The organism is Streptomyces plumbidurans (genome assembly GCF_019857225.1).
GTDB lineage: Bacteria > Actinomycetota > Actinomycetes > Streptomycetales > Streptomycetaceae > Streptomyces > Streptomyces plumbidurans.
The window spans coordinates 26176-44046 of record NZ_JAFJSY010000059.1 but is presented as its reverse complement, the minus strand read 5'-3'; the positions used below and the strand labels follow the sequence as shown (position 1 = coordinate 44046).

At 71.4% G+C, this 17871-nt stretch carries 18 protein-coding genes; 9 read left to right on the top strand and 9 right to left on the bottom strand.

Annotated features, from left to right (window positions below; all coding sequences use genetic code 11):
- Positions 1–39: 39 nt before the first annotated feature.
- A complete protein-coding gene (gene argH / locus JYK17_RS29950) occupies positions 40–1473 on the bottom strand; it encodes an argininosuccinate lyase (protein WP_108011582.1) in 1434 nt (477 codons plus the stop codon).
- Positions 1474–1752: 279 nt separating this feature from the next.
- Between argH and JYK17_RS29945 the strand changes: the two genes are divergently transcribed.
- From JYK17_RS29945 to JYK17_RS29935, 3 genes are all read left to right on the top strand, one after another.
- Positions 1753–2205, top strand: coding sequence for a hypothetical protein (locus JYK17_RS29945; RefSeq protein WP_222811578.1), 453 nt, complete (start codon positions 1753–1755; stop codon positions 2203–2205).
- A gap of 121 nt (positions 2206–2326) precedes the next feature.
- Complete coding sequence (locus tag JYK17_RS29940) at positions 2327–2914, top strand: pyridoxamine 5'-phosphate oxidase family protein (RefSeq protein ID WP_108011588.1); 588 nt, start codon at positions 2327–2329, stop codon at positions 2912–2914.
- Positions 2915–2917: 3 nt separating this feature from the next.
- A complete protein-coding gene (locus JYK17_RS29935) occupies positions 2918–3652 on the top strand; it encodes a L,D-transpeptidase family protein (protein WP_222811577.1) in 735 nt (244 codons plus the stop codon).
- Here the strand turns inward: JYK17_RS29935 and JYK17_RS29930 are convergent.
- Entirely contained in the window at positions 3639–5096 is a 1458-nt protein-coding gene (locus JYK17_RS29930) for a sensor histidine kinase (protein WP_222811576.1), read from the bottom strand. The genes JYK17_RS29935 and JYK17_RS29930 overlap by 14 nt on opposite strands.
- On the bottom strand, positions 5093–5833 hold the full coding sequence (locus tag JYK17_RS29925) for a response regulator transcription factor (protein WP_108011597.1): 741 nt from the start codon (positions 5831–5833) through the stop codon (positions 5093–5095). The genes JYK17_RS29930 and JYK17_RS29925 overlap by 4 nt, the downstream gene beginning before the upstream one ends.
- 149 nt (positions 5834–5982) lie before the next feature.
- Between JYK17_RS29925 and JYK17_RS29920 the strand changes: the two genes are divergently transcribed.
- The 5 genes from JYK17_RS29920 (at position 5983) to JYK17_RS29900 (ending at position 10912) form a co-directional block, all read left to right on the top strand.
- Positions 5983–7335, top strand: a complete 1353-nt coding sequence (locus JYK17_RS29920) for a ferredoxin reductase family protein (protein WP_222811575.1) — start codon at positions 5983–5985, stop codon at positions 7333–7335.
- 10 nt (positions 7336–7345) lie between these two features.
- Positions 7346–7810: an FMN-binding protein gene (locus JYK17_RS29915; RefSeq protein WP_108012051.1), complete on the top strand. Its 465-nt coding sequence runs from the start codon at positions 7346–7348 to the stop codon at positions 7808–7810.
- Positions 7811–7885: 75 nt separating this feature from the next.
- Positions 7886–9268 (top strand): ferredoxin reductase family protein, encoded by a 1383-nt coding sequence (locus tag JYK17_RS29910; RefSeq protein ID WP_164932288.1) that lies wholly within the window; start codon positions 7886–7888, stop codon positions 9266–9268.
- A 29-nt stretch (positions 9269–9297) separates the two neighbouring features.
- Complete coding sequence (locus JYK17_RS29905; protein WP_181362435.1) at positions 9298–10116, top strand: FMN-binding protein; 819 nt, start codon at positions 9298–9300, stop codon at positions 10114–10116.
- A gap of 4 nt (positions 10117–10120) precedes the next feature.
- Positions 10121–10912 (top strand): FAD:protein FMN transferase, encoded by a 792-nt coding sequence (locus JYK17_RS29900; protein WP_108012053.1) that lies wholly within the window; start codon positions 10121–10123, stop codon positions 10910–10912.
- A gap of 152 nt (positions 10913–11064) precedes the next feature.
- Here the strand turns inward: JYK17_RS29900 and JYK17_RS29895 are convergent, their stop codons facing one another.
- The 6 genes from JYK17_RS29895 to JYK17_RS29870 are packed head-to-tail and all read right to left on the bottom strand — an operon-like array spanning position 11065 to position 16544.
- Positions 11065–11604 (bottom strand): arginine repressor, encoded by a 540-nt coding sequence (locus JYK17_RS29895; RefSeq protein ID WP_108011603.1) that lies wholly within the window; start codon positions 11602–11604, stop codon positions 11065–11067.
- Positions 11605–11611: 7 nt separating this feature from the next.
- Positions 11612–12808, bottom strand: a complete 1197-nt coding sequence (locus tag JYK17_RS29890; protein ID WP_108011605.1) for an acetylornithine transaminase — start codon at positions 12806–12808, stop codon at positions 11612–11614.
- Positions 12805–13731: an acetylglutamate kinase gene (argB, locus tag JYK17_RS29885; RefSeq protein WP_108011608.1), complete on the bottom strand. Its 927-nt coding sequence runs from the start codon at positions 13729–13731 to the stop codon at positions 12805–12807. The genes JYK17_RS29890 and argB overlap by 4 nt, the downstream gene beginning before the upstream one ends.
- Positions 13728–14879 carry a bifunctional glutamate N-acetyltransferase/amino-acid acetyltransferase ArgJ gene (gene argJ, locus JYK17_RS29880; protein ID WP_108011611.1) on the bottom strand — a complete coding sequence of 384 codons (1152 nt, stop codon included), beginning with the start codon at positions 14877–14879 and terminating at the stop codon, positions 13728–13730. The genes argB and argJ overlap by 4 nt, the downstream gene beginning before the upstream one ends.
- Positions 14876–15904 (bottom strand): N-acetyl-gamma-glutamyl-phosphate reductase, encoded by a 1029-nt coding sequence (gene argC, locus JYK17_RS29875; RefSeq protein ID WP_108011614.1) that lies wholly within the window; start codon positions 15902–15904, stop codon positions 14876–14878. Before argC ends, argJ begins: the two co-directional genes overlap by 4 nt.
- Before the next feature lie 52 nt (positions 15905–15956).
- A complete protein-coding gene (locus tag JYK17_RS29870) occupies positions 15957–16544 on the bottom strand; it encodes an ABATE domain-containing protein (RefSeq protein WP_108011617.1) in 588 nt (195 codons plus the stop codon).
- A gap of 90 nt (positions 16545–16634) precedes the next feature.
- On the opposite strand from JYK17_RS29870, the gene JYK17_RS29865 reads away from it, so the two are divergent.
- Positions 16635–17867: a cysteine desulfurase gene (locus JYK17_RS29865; protein WP_128804569.1), complete on the top strand. Its 1233-nt coding sequence runs from the start codon at positions 16635–16637 to the stop codon at positions 17865–17867.
- Positions 17868–17871 lie beyond the last annotated feature (4 nt).

The following is a 17871-nucleotide window of genomic DNA, read 5'->3' as shown; positions in this document are numbered from 1 at the left end:
ACAGTTCCCCGCGCCCCCGATAAGAAGCCGCCTTGCCGCTCAGCCCTTCTTCTTCGCCGCCGCCCAGGCGTGCTGCGCCGCCACGTTTGCCTTCACCTCTGCCAGTTGGATCGCTACGGCGCTGGGTGCCGTTCCGCCGCGGCCGTCGCGGGAGGCGAGGGCGCCGGGGACGTTGAGGACGCTGCGGACCTCGGGGGTGAGGTGGGCGGAGATCTTGGCGAACTGCTCGTCCGTCAGGTCCGCCAGTTCCTTGCCCTCGGCCTCGGCGGCCTTGACGCACTCGCCGGCCACCTCGTGGGCGACACGGAAGGGCACGCCCTGCTTGACCAGCCACTCGGCGATGTCGGTGGCGAGCGAGAAGCCGGCCGGGGCCAGTTCCTCCATGCGCTCGCGGTTGACCGTGAGGGTGGCCATCATCCCGGTGAAGGCCGGGAGCAGGACCTCCAGTTGGTCGCAGGAGTCGAAGACCGGCTCCTTGTCCTCCTGCAGGTCGCGGTTGTATGCGAGCGGGAGGGCCTTGAGCGTGGCCAGCAGGCCGGTCAGGTTACCGATGAGACGGCCCGACTTGCCCCGCGCCAGCTCGGCGATGTCCGGGTTCTTCTTCTGCGGCATGATCGACGAGCCCGTGGAGAAGGCGTCGTGCAGGGTCACGAAGGAGAACTCCTTCGTGTTCCAGATGATGACCTCCTCCGCGATCCGGGAGAGGTTCACCCCGATCATCGCCGTGATGAAGGCGAACTCGGCGACGAAGTCGCGGGAGGCGGTGCCGTCGATGGAGTTGGCGGCGCTGCCGTGCTCGAAGCCGAGATCCCGCGCGACCGCCTCCGGGTCCAGGCCGAGGGAGGAGCCCGCGAGCGCGCCCGAGCCGTACGGCGACACGGCCGTGCGCTCGTCCCACTGGCGCAGGCGTTCGGCGTCCCGGGACAGGGACTGGACGTGCGCGAGGACGTGATGGGCGAACAGCACCGGCTGGGCGTGCTGGAGGTGGGTGCGGCCGGGCATCGCCGTGTCGGGGTGGGCCTCGGCGAGGCCGACCAGGGCGTCCTGGAGGTCGGCGATCAGTCCGCCGATGATGCGGGCGTGGTCGCGGAGGTACATCCGGAAGAGGGTGGCCACCTGGTCGTTGCGGGAGCGGCCCGCGCGCAGCTTGCCGCCGAGTTCGGGGCCCAGGCGTTCGAGCAGACCACGCTCCAGGGCGGTGTGGACGTCCTCGTCGGCGACCGTACCGACGAACGCACCGGAGGCCACGTCCGCCTCGAGCCGGTCGAGCCCGGCGAGCATCCGGGTCAGCTCGTCCTCGGTGAGCAGTCCCGCCGTGTGCAGCACGCGCGCGTGCGCTCGGGAGCCGGCGATGTCGTACGGCGCGAGCCGCCAGTCGAAGTGGACGGACGCGGACAGCTTCGCCAGGGCCTCGGCGGGACCGTCGGCGAAACGGCCGCCCCAGAGCCGAACGTCACCGCTGTTGCTGCTCACTTGCGCTGCTCCTCAGGAGAGTTGGCCGGTGTCGGACCAGAGGGACCGGGCCGGGCCCGGCGGGTTCGGTCGGGCCGGGTCGCCGTCAGGCTATGCCCGTGCACGTCACCCTGACATGCATGAGTATGCAGTGCTCTGCATGAATCGTCAATCGGGGAGGCGCTTGAACGCCAGCAACCGCTTTCTCGTACTTCTGCCGTGAACGCAGGCGCCGCGTTGTGCACACCGGCCACACAGCAGTGACGCACCCGTCACTCCAGACCCGAGTGAGGCATCCGCATGTCCAGGGCTCTTCCGAAGTACAACAAGCGTCGTGTCGCGCTCATCGGCGGCGCCGCCGCGGTGGCGCTGTCCGGTGCGGTGATCGCCGGTACCGCCCTCGCCGGAACGCCGTCCAAGAACAACGGGGACGACGGCGCCCGCACCCTGGCCGCGTCCCCCGGCACCATCACCTGCCCGGACGTCGCCTCCCAGCTCCCGGAGATCCCCGCCTCCGCCAAGGCCGAGGTCGACCGCAACCTCGCCCTCCTGCAGACCCAGATCGACGAGGCCGACAAACGGCTGCAATCCACCGTCGGCCAGGGCGGACCCAACTTCGTCCAGAACGCCATCCTCGGCCCCCTCAAGGACAAACGGATCTCCACCGTCAACCGCATCGCCACCGCCATCGGCCGCACCGCAGAGAAGCCGACCGGCCTGGACTCCCTGGCCGCCTGCACGCTCACCAAGTGAGGTGACAGGCGCTGTGGCCGCCCCGATGAAACGCCGGCCGGGGTGGCCACGGCCGGGGTCCGGGCTGTGGGTCCCGTAATTCATTAGACAGACGAAAGACTTGCGCGGATAATCGCCGAGCGTGGGAAAAACTTACGAGGGCATCGACGGCAGGCTGCGGACCTTCATCGAGGAGCAGCCCCTTTTCTTCACGGCGACCGCGCCCCTGTCCGACGACGGCACGGTCAACCTCTCCCCCAAGGGCCTCAAGGGCTCCTTCGCGGTGCTCGACGAACGCACCGTGGCCTATCTGGACTTCGCCGGATCCAACGCCGAGACGATCGCACATCTGCGGGAGAACGGCCGGATCACCCTGATGTGGTGCGCCTTCCAGGGCCCGCCGAACATCGTGCGCGTCCACGGCCGCGGCGAGCCGGTCTTCCGCGACGACCCCCGCTTCGGCGAACTGCTCGCCCGTTTCCCGGACATCGACGCCTACGGGCACGGCCTGCGCGCGATCATCGTCGTGACCGCCGAGCTCATCCGCGACACCTGCGGCTACGCGGTCCCCTTCATGACGTACGACGAGGACCGTGACCTGCACGCCAAGCGCTTCGCGCGGGAGGACGACGCCTCGCTCAGCGCGTACTTCACCAAGAAGGAGCATGTCGCGACGAGCCTGGACGGCCTACCCGGGCTGCCGTTGCCGCTGCCGCCGTCTACGGTCTGAGCCATGCGAACCGCTGTCGCCGCGGGCGCCCTGGCGTCCGCCTCCGCCCTGGTGCTCGGCGCCGTACCGTCCGCGTCGGCCTCCTCCCCCGCGGCGCCCTCGGCCGCGAGCGCCCCGCTGCCCGCCCGTATGGCCGACACCGGTGGCGGTACGCAGCTGATCACCGCCGTGGCGCCGGGCCGGGGCTCGACGACCGGCACGGTCACCTGGTGGGACCGGCAGGGCGGGCACTGGGTGAAGACGGGCTCGGCGTCCGCCCGGTTCGGGGCGAAGGGGCTGGTGGAGGGCGCCTCCCGCAAGCAGAGCACCGACACGACCCCCACCGGCCTGTACGACCTTCCCTTCGCCTTCGGCATCAAGGCCGCACCCTCCGGGACGTCCTACAAGTACCGCCGTGTGCACCAGAGTTCATGGTGGTGCGAGGACAACGCCTCCCGCTCCTACAACCGCTGGACCGAGCCGCGCCCGGCCGACTGCCGCGCCTCGGAGTCGGAGCATCTGGTCGCGTATCCGACGCAGTACGCGTACGCGCTCGTCATCGGCTTCAACTACCACCGCAGAGTGCACGGCCGCGGGGCCGGGATCTTCCTCCACGTCAACGGCCGCGGGGCGACGGCCGGTTGTGTGTCCGTACCGGCCGACCCGATGCGCAAAATCCTCACCTGGGCCCGCCCCGGCCGGGCACCGCACATGGCGATCGGTACGGCGGGCGGGAGCACCGCGATCACGCGGTACTGAGCCGCACGGTGAAGGTGGTCGAACCCGGGCGGCTCTCCAGTCCGACGCTGCCCCCGTGCGCCTCCGTCACCGCCGCCACGATCGACAGCCCGAGTCCCGCGCCCGCGCCGGGGGCGTCGGTGCGGCGGCGGTCGGCCCGGGTGAAGCGTTCGAAGACGCCGGGCCGGATGTCGTCGGGGACGCCCGGGCCGTCGTCGTGCACGGTGAGCACGGCCGAGGTGCCGTGCGTCTCCAGGGACACCGTGACCTTGGTGCCGGCCGGGGTGTGCACGCGCGCGTTGGCGAGCAGATTGGCCAGCACCTGATGCAGCCGGTGCTCGTCACCGGTGACCGTGACCGGCTCGTTCGGCAGCTCCAGGGTCCAGCGGTGACCGGGGCCGGTCGCCCGGGCGTCGGTGACGGCGTCGAGGACCAACCGCGTCAGGTCGACCGGGCGGCGTTCCAGGGGTCGCCCCGCGTCCAGCCGGGCCAGGAGCAGCAGGTCGTCGACCATCGCCCCCATACGGCCGGACTCGGCGGCGATGCGTTCGAGGGCGCGGGTGATCTCCGGCGGCACGGGGCCCGGGTGCAGCAGGGCCAGCTCAGCGTGTCCGCGCACCGAGGCGACCGGCGTACGCAGTTCGTGGCTGGCGTCGGCGGCGAAGCTGCGCAGCCGCTCCTCGCTGGCGTGCCGCTTGGTCAGCGCGTCCTCGACATGGCCCAGCATCCGGTTGAAGGCACCGGCGACCCGGCCCACCTCGCTGCGCGGGTCGGACTCGGGGGCGCGCGGCGGCAGGGCCACCTCGCCGCTGGCCAGCGGGAGTTCGCTGACCCGGGCGGCGGTCGCGGCGACCCGGCTCAGCGGCCTGAGCGACCAGCGCACCCACAGGGCGCCCGCGACACCGGTGAGGGTGAGGGCGGCGCCGAACACGATCGCGGCGACCAGTTCGAGGCGGTGGACGGTGGCCTCCACCGGCTCCAGGGGCAGCCCGGTGAGCAGGACGTCGCCGTCGTGACCCCGGGTGGCCGTCACGCGGTAGTGGTCCAGGGCGGAGAGCTCGACGGTGTGACCCCTGCCGTCGACCGGAACGCCCGCGAGTTCCTTGCTGTCGTGCGGTGTGGGGGTGATGTGGACGATGCCGGTGGGGCGGACGACCGCCGCCGAGGTGACCGTGGAGCCGACCAGGCGGGCGCCGAAGGTGCTGGTGGCCTGTCTGCGGTCGTCCCCGTGCTCGTCGCCGTCGTGATCGTCCGGCAGGCTGCCGCCGTGTTCGAGGCTCACGGCGAACCGGTTGCCCGTCTCGGCCAGCTGCTCGTCGAGGCGGCTGGTCAAGAAGCCGTTCAGCTCGAACACGGCGGCCAGGCCGACCGCGGCACAGCTGATCGCGAGGAGCACCACCAGACCGACGGTGAGGCGGGCCCGGAGCGTGCGCGGCCGCGGCAGACGGCGCGGGCGGAGCCTCACGGGGACACCGGCTTGAGCACGTATCCGGATCCCCGCACCGTGTGGATCATCGGCTCCCGGCCCGCGTCCACCTTCTTGCGCAGATACGAGATGTACAGCTCGACGACGTGGGCCCGGCCGCCGAAGTCGTAGGACCACACCCGGTCGAGGATCTGCGTCTTGCTCAGGACGCGCCGGGGGTTGCGCATCAGGAAGCGGAGCAGTTCGAACTCGGTCGGGGACAGCTCGATCAACTCTCCCGCGCGGGCCACCTCGCGCGCATCCTCGTCCATGACGAGGTCGCCCACGATCAGCCGCGGTCCCTCCTCCTGCTGGCGGGCCATGCCGGCGCGGCGCAGCAGGCCGCGGAGCCGGGCGACGACCTCCTCCAGGCTGAAGGGCTTGGTGACGTAGTCGTCGCCGCCCGCGGTGATGCCCGCGATCCGGTCCTCCACCGCGTCCCGCGCGGTCAGGAACAGCACGCAGACATCCGGTTTCACGGTGTGAAGAGAGCGCAGCACGGTGAAGCCGTCGGTGTCCGGGAGCATCACGTCCAGGACGACGGCGTCGGGCATCAGCTCCCGCGCCTCGGCCAGGGCGGCGGCGCCGTCGCCCGCCGAGTGGACCCGCCAGCCCTCGTAGCGCAGGGCGCCGCACAGCACCTCGGCGAGGTCCGGGTCGTCGTCGACGACGAGGACGCGCAGCGGGGTGCCGTCGGGGCGGGTCAGAGCGGGGCGGCCGGAGCGGGTGGTGTTCATCGCCCTTCCAGGATCACCCCTCGCGGGCGCGGTGCGGGCCCGGTGATGCTCTGAGTTTTCTCTGAGTGCGCTCAGGGGGGTCGGTTTCAGAGCTTGCTGAGAGGTTCGCCCTGCACAGTTGCGTCCGGAACATGCGAAAGGACGTACATATGACCACCGTGTACGAGCGACGGGCGGCACCTGCGGTGGTGCCGGCTCCTCGGCGCTCCCCCGCGGGCGGTGTGCTGACGCTGCTGTGGGTTGGGGCGGCCGCCGTGCTCGCCCTGTGGTGGACGGACACCACGTCGGTGGTCGGCGCGGCCGGCTGGCTGACCGGGGCCGGGCGGCTCGCCGGGCTGCTGTGCGGGTACGCCTGCGCGGTGCTGGTCGGCCTGATGGCGCGGGTGCCCGTGCTGGAACGGCGTATCGGCTCCGACCGGGTGGCCCGCTGGCACGCGATGGCCGGCCGCTACACGGTCTGCCTGCTGGTCGCGCACATCGTGCTGATCCTGCTCGGGTACGCCGCCCAGGACAGCGTCTCGATCTGGCACGAGACGACCACCGTGGTCCTGGACTACCCGGACATGCTGAAGGCGACCTTCGGCACGCTGATCCTGTTCGCGGTCGGCATCACCTCGGCCCGGGCCGCGCGCCGCCGCATCAGCCACGAGTTCTGGTACTACGTCCATCTGCTCACCTACGTCGCCGTCTTCCTGGCCTTCTTCCACCAGCTGACGCTCGGCAACGAGTTCAACGGTCACGCCGGCGCCACGGCCGCCTGGTACGCGCTCTACCTCGGTGTCGCGGCCCTGGTGCTGTGGTTCCGGGTGCTGGAGCCGGTGCGGCTGAACCTGCGGCACCGGCTGCGGGTCGAGTCGGTGCACAAGGAGGCACCGGGCGTGTTCTCGGTCGTCGTGCGGGGTCGCGGGCTGGACCAACTCGACGTGCGGGCCGGGCAGTTCTTCCGCTGGCGGTTCCTCGGCGAGGGCCTGGGCTGGACGTCGACGCCGTACTCGCTGTCGGCGCCGCCGCGCCGCGACCTGATGCGGATCACGGTCAAGGCGCTCGGCGACCACAGCGCGGCCGTCTCCATGCTGCGGCCGGGCACCCGCGTGTGGGCGGAGGGCCCGTACGGCTCGCTGACCGCGGACCGGCGGACCGCGCCGAAGTCGCTGCTGATCGCGGGCGGTGTCGGCATCACCCCGCTGCGGGCCCTGTTCGAGACGCTGCCCGGCGAGGTCACGCTGCTCTACCGGGCGCGCACGGCCGAAGACCTCGCCCTGGGCGGGGAGTTGGAGGCGATCGCGCGCTGGCGCGGGGCGCAGGTGCGCTACGCGCTCAACGGGCCGGACGGCAGCCGCCCGAGCCTGACGGCGGAATCGCTGCGCGCGAACTTCCCGGACCTGGCAGGGCACGACGTCTACCTCTGCGGCCCGCACGGTTTCGCCCGTGATCTGTACGAGGCGCTGCGCGCCGCCGGCGTCCCCGACCGTCGTATCCACCACGAGTCGTTCGAGCTGTGAGGCGGTGCCCGTGCACGCGTTGAAGAAGAACCGTCCGCTGCGCCGCATCGTGCTGGCGAGTGCCGCCACCGTCTGCGGGGCGGTGCTGCTGCTGTCGCTGAAGCCGCACTCCACACCGAATGTGGGCCTGGCGGTGCCCGCGCCCTCCGGCAGCTCCGGCAGCTCCGGCGCGGGGGCCTCCGGCGGCGCGGTCACCGGCACGAAGACCACCACCGGCGACACGGTCCAGACCCGGTGGGGTCCCGTCCAGGTGCGCATCACGGTCAAGAACGGAAGGCTCACCGAGGTCACCGCCGTCACCTACCCGACGGAGAACCCACGCGACCAGGAGATCAACAGCTTCGCCCTGCCACGGCTGCGCAGCGAGGCGCTGCAGGCGCAGAGCGCGGACATCGACACGGTCTCGGGCGCCACGTACACGAGTGACGGTTACCGCCAGTCACTCCAGTCCGCACTCGACTCGGCACGCGGCTGAACACTCCTGCGCCCCGGCACGTATTCCAGGGCCAAGGGACCACGCCAACCCCCTTGTGCCCGCCCCGGAGGAACAGTGACCACCACGCTCGCAGGCGGCCGCGCCGCCCGCCGCCAGACGATGCGCCGCATCCGTCCGCGCCGCTCCCCGGCGACCGCTCTGTTGCTGGCCGTGGGAGCCGGCGCGGTCGGTGTGCTGTGGCTGTGGTGGCACAACACGCCGTCCATCGCCGACAACAACGGCAAGATCCTCAACGCGGGCCGGATCACCGGCCTGTTGGCCGGCTATCTGATGGCGCTCGTGGTACTGCAGATGGCGCGCGTGCCCGCGCTGGAACGGCGCGTCGGCTCCGACCGGGTGGCCCGCTGGCACGCGATGAGCGGCCGCTACACGCTCAGCCTGATCGTCGCGCACGTCTTCCTCACCATGTGGGGCTACGCGCTGCAGGCCGGCAAGTCGCTCGGCGACATCGTCCAGCAGACGATCGACTCCATCAACCAGCTGCCGGACATGGGCAAGGCGGCCATCGGCGCGGGCCTGTTCGTGCTCATCGGGCTGACGTCGATCGCCCCGGTCCGCCGCCGGCTGCCGTACGACACCTGGTACCACGTCCATCTGCTGACGTACGCGGCCGTGTTCCTGACGTTCTGGCACCAGATCACCACCGGCAACGACTTCGCGGTCGAGCCGATGGCGAAGACCTTCTGGTACGCCCTCTACGGCATCGTCACCGCGCTGGTGGTCTGGTACCGCATCCTCACGCCGATCCGGCTCAACCTGCGTCACCGCATGCGGGTCGAGGCGGTCATCGAGGAGACGCCGGGCATCGTGTCGGTGCTGATCGGCGGGCGCAAGCTGCACCGGATGGGCGCCGAGGCGGGGCAGTTCTTCCGCTGGCGGTTCCTCGCCCCGGGCATGCGGTTCAGCTCCCACCCGTACTCGCTGTCGGCGGCGCCCCGCCCCGACGTGCTGCGGATCACCGTGAAGGCGATCGGCGACCACAGCGCCCGGCTGCGCGAGTTGACACCCGGCACCAGGGTGTGGGCCGAGGGACCCTACGGCGCGATGACCGCGCAGCGGCGCAGCCGCGGCAAGGTGCTGCTGGTCGCGGGCGGCGTCGGCATCACGCCGATGCGGGCGCTGTTCGAGACGCTGCCCGGCGCGTCCGGCGACATCACGCTGCTCTACCGGGCCAACACCACGCAGGACCTGGCTCTTTGGGACGAGCTGGCCGCGATCGCGGACGACCGGGGGGCGCGGCTGATGTACGCGGTCAACAGCCCCGACGGGGAGCGCCCCGACATCTCGGCGGAGCGGCTGAAGCAGAAGCTGCCCGACATCGACAAGCACGACGTGTTCATGTGCGGGCCGGCCGGCTTCGCGCAGACCGTGTACGAAGCACTGCGCGGAGCGGGAGTGCCCGCCCGCCGCATCCATCACGAGTCGTTCGAGATGTGAGCGACGGGACTTCAGGAGTCTGGGAACCGATGAGGAAGAGTCACCCCATCCGGCGTGTCGTGCTGGCCACCGCCGCCACCGTGTCGGGCGTCGTACTGATGCTGTCGCTGAAACCGGCGTCCGACCCGAACGCCGAGGCGGCGGGCGGCACGGCCCCGCAGCAGAGCGCGGCGGCACAGGAGTCGCCGCAGGGCGGCGCCGCCGGAGCCGCGTCGGGCACCGTCGACGGGGACGTGGTCCAGACGCAGTACGGCAAGGTCCAGGTACGGCTGACCGTCAGCAACGGCAAGATCACCAAGTCCGACGCGGTGCAGGCGCCCAAGGGCGGCACCAGCGACCAGAAGACCGCGCTGGCCGTGCCCAAGCTCAACCAGGAGGCGGTCGCCCAGCAGAGCGCGCAGATCGACACGGTCTCGGGCGCGACGTACACCAGCACCGGCTACAAGAAGTCGCTGCAGTCGGCGATCGACAAGATGAAGGCGAGCGCCGGGTCTTCGCAGGGCAGCGGATCGTCGCAGGGCAGCGGTACCGCGCAGGGCAGCGGCTCGTCCCAGGGTTCGGGCGGCGCCTCCCAGGCGAAGACCGTCACCGGCAAGCTCGTCCAGACCCAGTACGGACCCGTGCAGGTCCGTATCACCGTCAGCAACGGAAAGATCACCAAGGCCGACGCGGTGCAGGCGCCCAAGGGCGGCACCAGCGACCAGAAGACCGCGCTGGCCGTGCCGAAGCTCAACCAGGAAGCGGTGGCGGCCGGCAGCGCGAACATCGACTCGGTGTCGGGCGCCTCGTACACCAGCACCGGGTACAAGCAGTCGCTGCAGTCGGCACTGGACCAGGCCGGTGGCTGAGTCGGTGGCCGAACCCGCGGAAGCTCCCGCCGCGGTGCGTCATGCGGAGGAGGTCATGGGGACCGTCTTCTCCTTCGACGTCCGCGGCGGGGAGCCCGGTGTGGTGCAGGCGGCGCTGGAGAAGGCGGTCGCCGGGCTGCACCGGGTCAACGAGGTGTTCAGCATGTACCGCGACGACAGCCAGCTCGCCCGGCTCTCGCGCGGTGAGCTGACCGTCGCCGACTGCGCGCCCGAGGTCGCGGAGGTGCTCGAACTGGGCGCCGAGGCCGAGCGGTTGAGCGACGGCTGGTTCAGCATGCGCTACGAGGGGCGGCTGGATCCGACCGGCATCGTCAAGGGCTGGGCCGCCGAACGCGCGGCACGGCTCCTCGCGGCCGTCCCCGGGGTGTGCGGGGTGAGCATGAACGGCGGCGGCGACGTCCAGTTGCTCGGCGCGCCCGAGCCGCACCGGGCCTGGCGGGTCGGGGTGGCCGACCCGCTGCGTCCGGGCGGTCTCGCGGCGGTCGTCTCCGCCGCGGGCGCGGACGAGCTGGCGGTGGCGACGTCCGGCAGCTACGAGCGCGGCGCCCATATCGTCGACCCGCGCACGGGCCGGTCGGCGGTGACCGACCTGGTCGCGGTGACGGTGGTGGCGCCCAGGCTGACCTGGGCGGACTGCTGGGCCACGGCCGCCTTCGCGATGGGATCGAGGGCGGGGCTGCGCTGGCTGGAGTCGCTGCCGGACGTGGAGGGGCTGCTGATCACGGCGGGCGACGAGGTGCGCTGCACCGGAGGGCTGGCGGCCCGCCTGGGCTGAGCCCTGCCGGGAGCGGCCGGGCGGGAGGAAACCCCCATGCGGGTCCGGGGCGCCACGGGAACACCCGTGCGCCCCGGACCCGTTCGCGCCGGTGGCCGTGCTGCTCGGCCGCTGTGCTGCTCGGTCGTTGTACCGCTCGGTCGTTGTACCGCTCAGTGCCCGTTCTGTGCCAGTCGCAGCAGATGCTCCGCGAGTGCCTGGCCGCCGGTGGGTTCCCGGCTGATCAGCAGCAGGGTGTCGTCGCCCGCGATGGTGCCGAGGATGTCGTGCAGTTCGGCCTGGTCGATGGCCGAGGCCAAAAACTGGGCGGCGCCCGGGGGCGTCCGCAGCACCACCAGGTTCGCCGAGGCCTCCGCGGAGATCAGCAGCTCCTGGGAGAGCCGCCGCATCCGCTCCTCCTTCGCCGACTCGCCGAGCGGGGCCCGCGGGGTGCGGAAGCCGCCCTCGCTGGGGACCGCGTAGATGAGGTCGCCTTCGTTGTTGCGGATCTTCACCGCGTTCAGCTCGTCCAGGTCCCGGGAGAGCGTCGCCTGAGTGACGGTCAGCCCGTCGTCGGCGAGCAGCTTCGCCAACTGGCTCTGGGAGCGCACCGGTTGCCGGTTGAGGATGTCCACGATCCGGCGGTGGCGTGCGGTGCGGGTCTGCGGTACGGCAGGCCCGGCGTGCTGTGCGTCGTCCTCGGCCTGGCTCATCGTCGTCTCATTCTCCGGATCCGTCCCCGTGTGCTCGGTCCAGGACGCCGGGGAGCGCCCCGAGGAACGCGTCCACCTCGTCGTCGCGGAGATTCAGCGGCGGCATCAGCCGTACGACGTCGGGCGCGGGCACGTTCACCAGGAATCCGGCCTCCTGAGCCGCCTGTCGCACCTGGGGCGCGAGCGGCTCGGTGAGCACGATACCCAGGAGGAGGCCCGCACCCCGGACATGGGCGATCGACGGGTTGCCCAAAGACTCGATCCCGCTGCGCAACTTCTCGCTCTGCCGCTTGACGTTCTGAAGCAGTCCCTCGTTCTCGATGGTGTCGAGCACGGCGAGTCCGGCGGCGCAGGCGACCGGGTTGCCGCCGAAGGTCGTGCCGTGGTGGCCGGGCTGCAGCAGTTCGGCGGCCCGGCCGAAGGCGACGGTCGCGCCGAGCGGCAGCCCGCCGCCGAGGCCCTTGGCGAGGGTGACGACGTCCGGCAGGACGCCCTCGTGGGCCTGGTACTCGAACCAGTGCCCGGTGCGCCCGATGCCGGTCTGCACCTCGTCGAGGACGAGCAGCGCGCCGTTCGCGGCGGTGATCGCGCGGGCGGCCTTGAGATAGCCGGGCGGCGGGGTGACGACGCCGATCTCGCCCTGGATCGGCTCCAGGATCACCAGCGCGGTCTCGTCGGTGACGGCGGCCGCGAGGGCCTGCGCGTCGCCGAACGGCACATGTGTGACCTCGCCGGGCAGGGGCAGGAAGGGTTCACGCTTGCCCTGCTGGCCGGTCATGGCGAGGGCGCCCATGGTGCGGCCGTGGAAGGCGTCCTGGGTGGCGACGACATGCGTACGCCCGGTCAGCCGGCCGATCTTGAAGGCGGCCTCGTTGGCCTCGGCGCCGGAGTTGCAGAAGAAGACCCGGCCCTCGCGACCGAACAGGCTCAGCAGCCGTTCCGCGAGCGTGACCGTGGGGTCGGCCATGAAGAAGTTGGAGATGTGGCCGAGGGAGGCGATCTGCGTGCTGACGGCCTCGACGATCGCCGGGTGGGCGTGGCCGAGCGCGTTGACGGCGATGCCGCCGACGAAGTCGAGGTACTCCTTGCCGTCGGCGTCCCACACCTTGGTGCCCGCGCCGCGCACGAGGGGCAGCAGCGGGGTGCCGTAGTTGTTCATGAGCGAGCCCTGCCACCGCTGGGCGTACTCCTGATGGGCGGTCATACGGCATCCCCCTCTTTTTCGTCGGGCACAACGTGTTCGTCGGGCACGACCATCGTGCCGATGCCCTCGTCGGTGAAGATCTCCAGCAGGATCGAGTGCGGGACCCGGCCGTCGATGACGCGGGCGGTGTTGACGCCGTGGCGCACCGCGTACAGGCAGCCCTCCATCTTCGGCACCATGCCGGAGCCCAGGTCCGGCAGCAGCTTCTCCAGCTGGGCGGCGGTGAGGCGGCTGATCACCTCGTCGCTGTTCGGCCAGTCCTCGTAAAGGCCCTCGACGTCCGTGAGGACCATGAGCGTCTCGGCGCCAAGAGCAGCAGCGAGTGCCGCAGCCGCCGTATCAGCATTGACGTTGTAGACATGTCCGTCGTCCTGGCTGCGGGCGATCGACGAGACGACCGGGATCCGGCCGTCGGCGAGCAGTGCCTCGATCGCGCCCGTGTCGATCTCGGTGATCTCGCCCACCCGCCCGATGTCGACCAACTCGCCGTCGATCTCGGGCAGATGCTTGGTGGCGGTGATGGTGTGCGCGTCCTCGCCGGTCAGTCCCACGGCCAGCGGGCCGTGCTCGTTGAGCAGGTTGACCAGCTCGCGCTGCACCTGCCCGGCCAGCACCATCCGTACGACGTCCATGGCGTCCTCGGTGGTGACCCGGAGGCCGGCCTTGAACTCGCTGACGATGCCGTGCTTGTCGAGCGCCCGGCTGATCTGGGGGCCGCCGCCGTGCACGACGACCGGCTTGAGGCCGGCGTGGTGCAGGAACACGACGTCCTGCGCGAACGCGGCCTTGAGGTCCTCGTCGACCATGGCGTTGCCGCCGAACTTGATGACGACCGTCCTGCCGTTGTGCCTGACCAGCCAGGGCAGCGCCTCGATGAGGATGCGGGCCTTGGGCAGGGCGGTGTGCTTACGCGTGATGCTCATGAGGAGTAGGCGCTGTTCTCGTGGACGTAGTCGGCGGTGAGGTCGTTGGTCCAGATCGTGGCGGTCTCGGACCCGGCCGCCAGGTCGGCGACGATGTGCACCTCGCGGTAGCGCATGTCGACCTTGTCGCGGTCCTCGCCGACGCCGCCGTTCTTGCAGACCCACACTCCGTTGATCGCGACGTTCAACCGGTCGGGCTCGAAGGCGGCCTTGGTGGTGCCGATTGCGGAGAGCACCCGGCCCCAGTTGGGGTCCTCGCCGTGGATGGCGCACTTGAGGAGGTTGTTGCGGGCGATGGAGCGGCCCACCTCGACGGCGTCGTCCTCGCTGGCTGCGCCCACCACTTCTACCTTGATGTCCTTGCTGGCGCCCTCGGCGTCCCGGATCAGCTGCTGCCCGAGGTCGTCGCAGACCTGCCGTACGGCCTCGGCGAACTCCGCGTATTCCGGGGTGACTTCGGCGCTTCCGGAGCTGAGCAGCAGCACGGTGTCGTTGGTGGACATGCAGCCGTCGGAGTCCACGCGGTCGAAGGTCGTACGCGTCGCGGCCCGCAGCGCCTTGTCCAGTACGTCGCTGTCGACGGCCGCGTCCGTGGTGAGGACGACCAGCATGGTGGCGAGGCCGGGGGCGAGCATGCCCGCGCCCTTCGCCATGCCGCCGACCGTCCAGCCGTCCTTCGTCACGACGGACGTCTTGTGGACGGTGTCGGTGGTCTTGATGGCGATGGCGGCCTTCTCGCCGCCGTGCTCGGAGAGTTGGGCCGCGGCCGTCTCGACTCCCGCCAGCAGCTTGTCCATCGGGAGCAGCACGCCGATGAGGCCGGTCGAGCAGACCGCGACCTCGATGGCGCCCCGGCCGAGCACCTCGGCGGCCTTCTCGGCGGTGGCGTGCGTGTCCTGGAAGCCCTTGGGTCCCGTACAGGCGTTGGCCCCACCGGAGTTGAGGACGACGGCCGAGACCTGACCGCCCTTGAGCACCTGCTCGGACCACAGCACCGGCGCGGCCTTCACACGGTTGGAGGTGAAGACGCCGGCGGCGGCGCGGCGGGGCCCGGTGTTGACCACGAGGGCCAGGTCCGGGTTGCCGTTCTCCTTGATCCCGGCGGCGATACCCGCCGCCGTGAATCCCTTTGCTGCCGTCACGCTCACGGCGCAACTCCGATCGTCGTCAGCCCGGTGGTCTCGTCGAGACCGAGGGCGAGGTTCATGCTCTGGACGGCACCGCCGGCGGTGCCCTTGGTGAGGTTGTCGATGGCGCTGATCGCGATGATGCGGCCCGCCGCCTCGTCGTACGCGACCTGCACCTGAACGGCGTTGGAACCGTAAACGGACGCCGTGGCGGGCCACTGGCCTTCGGGCAGCAGATGGACGAAGGGCTCGTCGGCGAAGGCCTTCTCGTAGGCGGCGCGCACGGACTCGGCCGTCACCCCCTCGACGGCGGACGCGCTGCAGGTGGCGAGGATGCCGCGGGGCATCGGCGCGAGGGTCGGCGTGAAGGAGACGGTGACCCGCTCCCCCGCCGCCGCGCTGAGGTTCTGGATGATCTCGGGGGTGTGCCGGTGGCCGCCGCCCACGCCGTACGGAGACATGGAGCCCATGACCTCGCTGCCCAGCAGATGCGGCTTGGGCGCCTTGCCCGCGCCGGAGGTGCCGGAGGCGGCGACGATCACGGCCTCGTTCCGCGCGAGCCCGGCGGCGTAGGCCGGGAAGAGCGCGAGGGAGACGGCGGTCGGGTAGCAGCCGGGCACCGCGATGCGCCTGGACCCGGTGAGCGCGGTGCGGGCGCCCGGCAGTTCGGGGAGGCCGTAGGGCCAGGTCCCGGCGTGCGGGGAGCCGTAGAACCTCTCCCAGTCGGCCGCGTCCTTCAGCCGGAAGTCGGCGCCCATGTCGACGACCAGGACGTCCGGGCCGAGCTGCTCGGCGACCGCGGCGGACTGGCCGTGGGGCAGGGCGAGGAAGACGACGTCATGTCCGGCGAGGGCCCCGGGCGTGGTCTCCTCGAGCACCCGGTCCGCCAGCGGCAGCAGATGCGGCTGCAGCGCGCCGAGTCGCTGTCCGGCGTTGGAATTGCCGGTCAGGGCCCCGATCTCGGTCTCCGGGTGCGCCAGGAGCAGCCGCAGGAGCTCCCCGCCCGCGTACCCGCTCGCTCCGGCCACTGCCGCACGTACCGCCATGTCACCCTCCTTTGGATGGCATGACTATACGTTTCGCTGCACGTTTATGCAATCAGCGCGCTTTGCGGGCCGCGTACGCCCGCGCCGCCCGCACCCGGTTCCCGCACTTGGTCGTGCACCAGCGCCGGGCCGCGTGGGAGCGCAGGAACCAGCGGGCGCAGCCGCTGGCGGCGCATTCGGTCAGCTGCTCCGCCTCGCCACCGGTGAGCAGGTCGGTGGCGTCCTCGGCCAGCAGGGAGAGCGCGGCGGCGGCGGGGTTACCGGTGTCGGGTGCGTCGGCGCGGTGCGGGCCGTCCGCGCTCCAGGCGAGCCGCGGGGTCGAGGGGGCGGCGGCGAGCGCGGTGTTGAGGGTGGCGAGATCCTCCGCGGCGGGCCGGCCCTGGGCGCCGTAGGCCTCGAACAGCGCACGCAGCGCCTCGCGCAGCCCGAGCAGGCGGCCGTGCTGCCGACCGTTCAGGGCCACCCGGTCGGGCAGCAGATCGTGCCGCACCAGCCACAGATGGGCGGCCTCGGTGTCGTCGAGCAGGTCGACCGTGCCGTGGCTGAGCGCGAAACGCGTGTTGACCAGGGCCAGCGAGAGGTAACGCTCCTCGCCGGGGACCGGGAGCTGGTGCAGGTAGACAGGGGCCTCGGAATCCACGACCTCATGGTAATCCTTGCGATTCGCCGTGAGGAGGCTTAGCGTTCCTCACGGCAAAGTATCGAAGAAACCGTGAGAGGTGATGACGCCGTGGGCTTCGACGTGGACGTACTGCGCGAGGACTTCCCCGTCCTTGGGCGGACGGTGGACAGCGGCGCCCGTCTCGTCTACCTGGACTCCGGAGCCACGACCCAGAAACCGCTGAAGGTGCTGGACGCGGAGCGGGACTTCTACCTCACGCACAACGCGGCCGTGCACCGAGGCGCGCACCAGCTGGCCGGGGAGGCGACGGAGGCGTACGAGAGTGCGCGGCACACGGTCGCCCGCTTCGTCGGGGCCGAGGACGACGAGATCGTCTTCACCAAGAACACCACCGAGTCCGTCAACCTCGTCGCCTACGCCCTCGGCAACGACCGCCGGCTCGGGCCCGGCGACCGGATCGTGGTGACGGAGATGGAGCACCACGCCAACCTGGTGCCCTGGCAGCAGCTCGCCGAGCGGACGGGAGCGACGCTGGACTGGTTCGGTCTGACGGACGAAGGGCGCCTGGACCTGACCCGGATCGACGAACTGCTGGACGAGCGCACCAAGGTGCTCGCCGTCGCCCACCAGTCCAACGTGCTCGGGACGATCAACCCGGTGCGCCGACTGGCCGACCGCGCCCACGCGTTCGGCACCCTGGTCGTGGTCGACGGCGCGCAGTCGGTCCCGCACCGCCCGGTCGACGTGACCGAGCTGGGCGCTGACTTCCTCGCCTTCTCGGGGCACAAGATGCTCGGCCCGAACGGCATCGGCGTGCTGTGGGGCCGCCGCGAACTCCTCGCCGGGCTCCCACCGTTCCTGACCGGCGGCTCGATGATCGAGATCGTCGAGATGGACCGCACGACCTTCCTGCCGCCGCCGCAGCGCTTCGAGGCGGGCGTGCCGATGACCTCGCAGGCGGTGGGGCTCGCGACGGCCGTGGACTACCTCCAGGCCCTCGGCATGGCGGAGGTCGCGGCGCACGAGGACCGCCTGACGGCCCGCGCGCTGGCGCTGCTCGGCGAGGTCCCCGGGGTGCGGATCGTCGGCCCCCACGACCTCACCGACCGCGGCTCGGCCGTCTCCTTCACGGTCGACGGCATCCACCCGCACGACGTCGGCCAGGTCCTGGACGAGAGGGGCGTCGCCGTCCGCGTCGGCCACCACTGCGCCCGCCCGATCGTGCGGCGCTACGGCATCCCGGCCACGACCCGGGCGAGCTTCTACGTCTACAACACCGAGGCCGAGGTGGACGCACTGGTGGAGGGGGTGTGCGCGGCCCAGGAGTACTTCGGGGGGTGAGGGT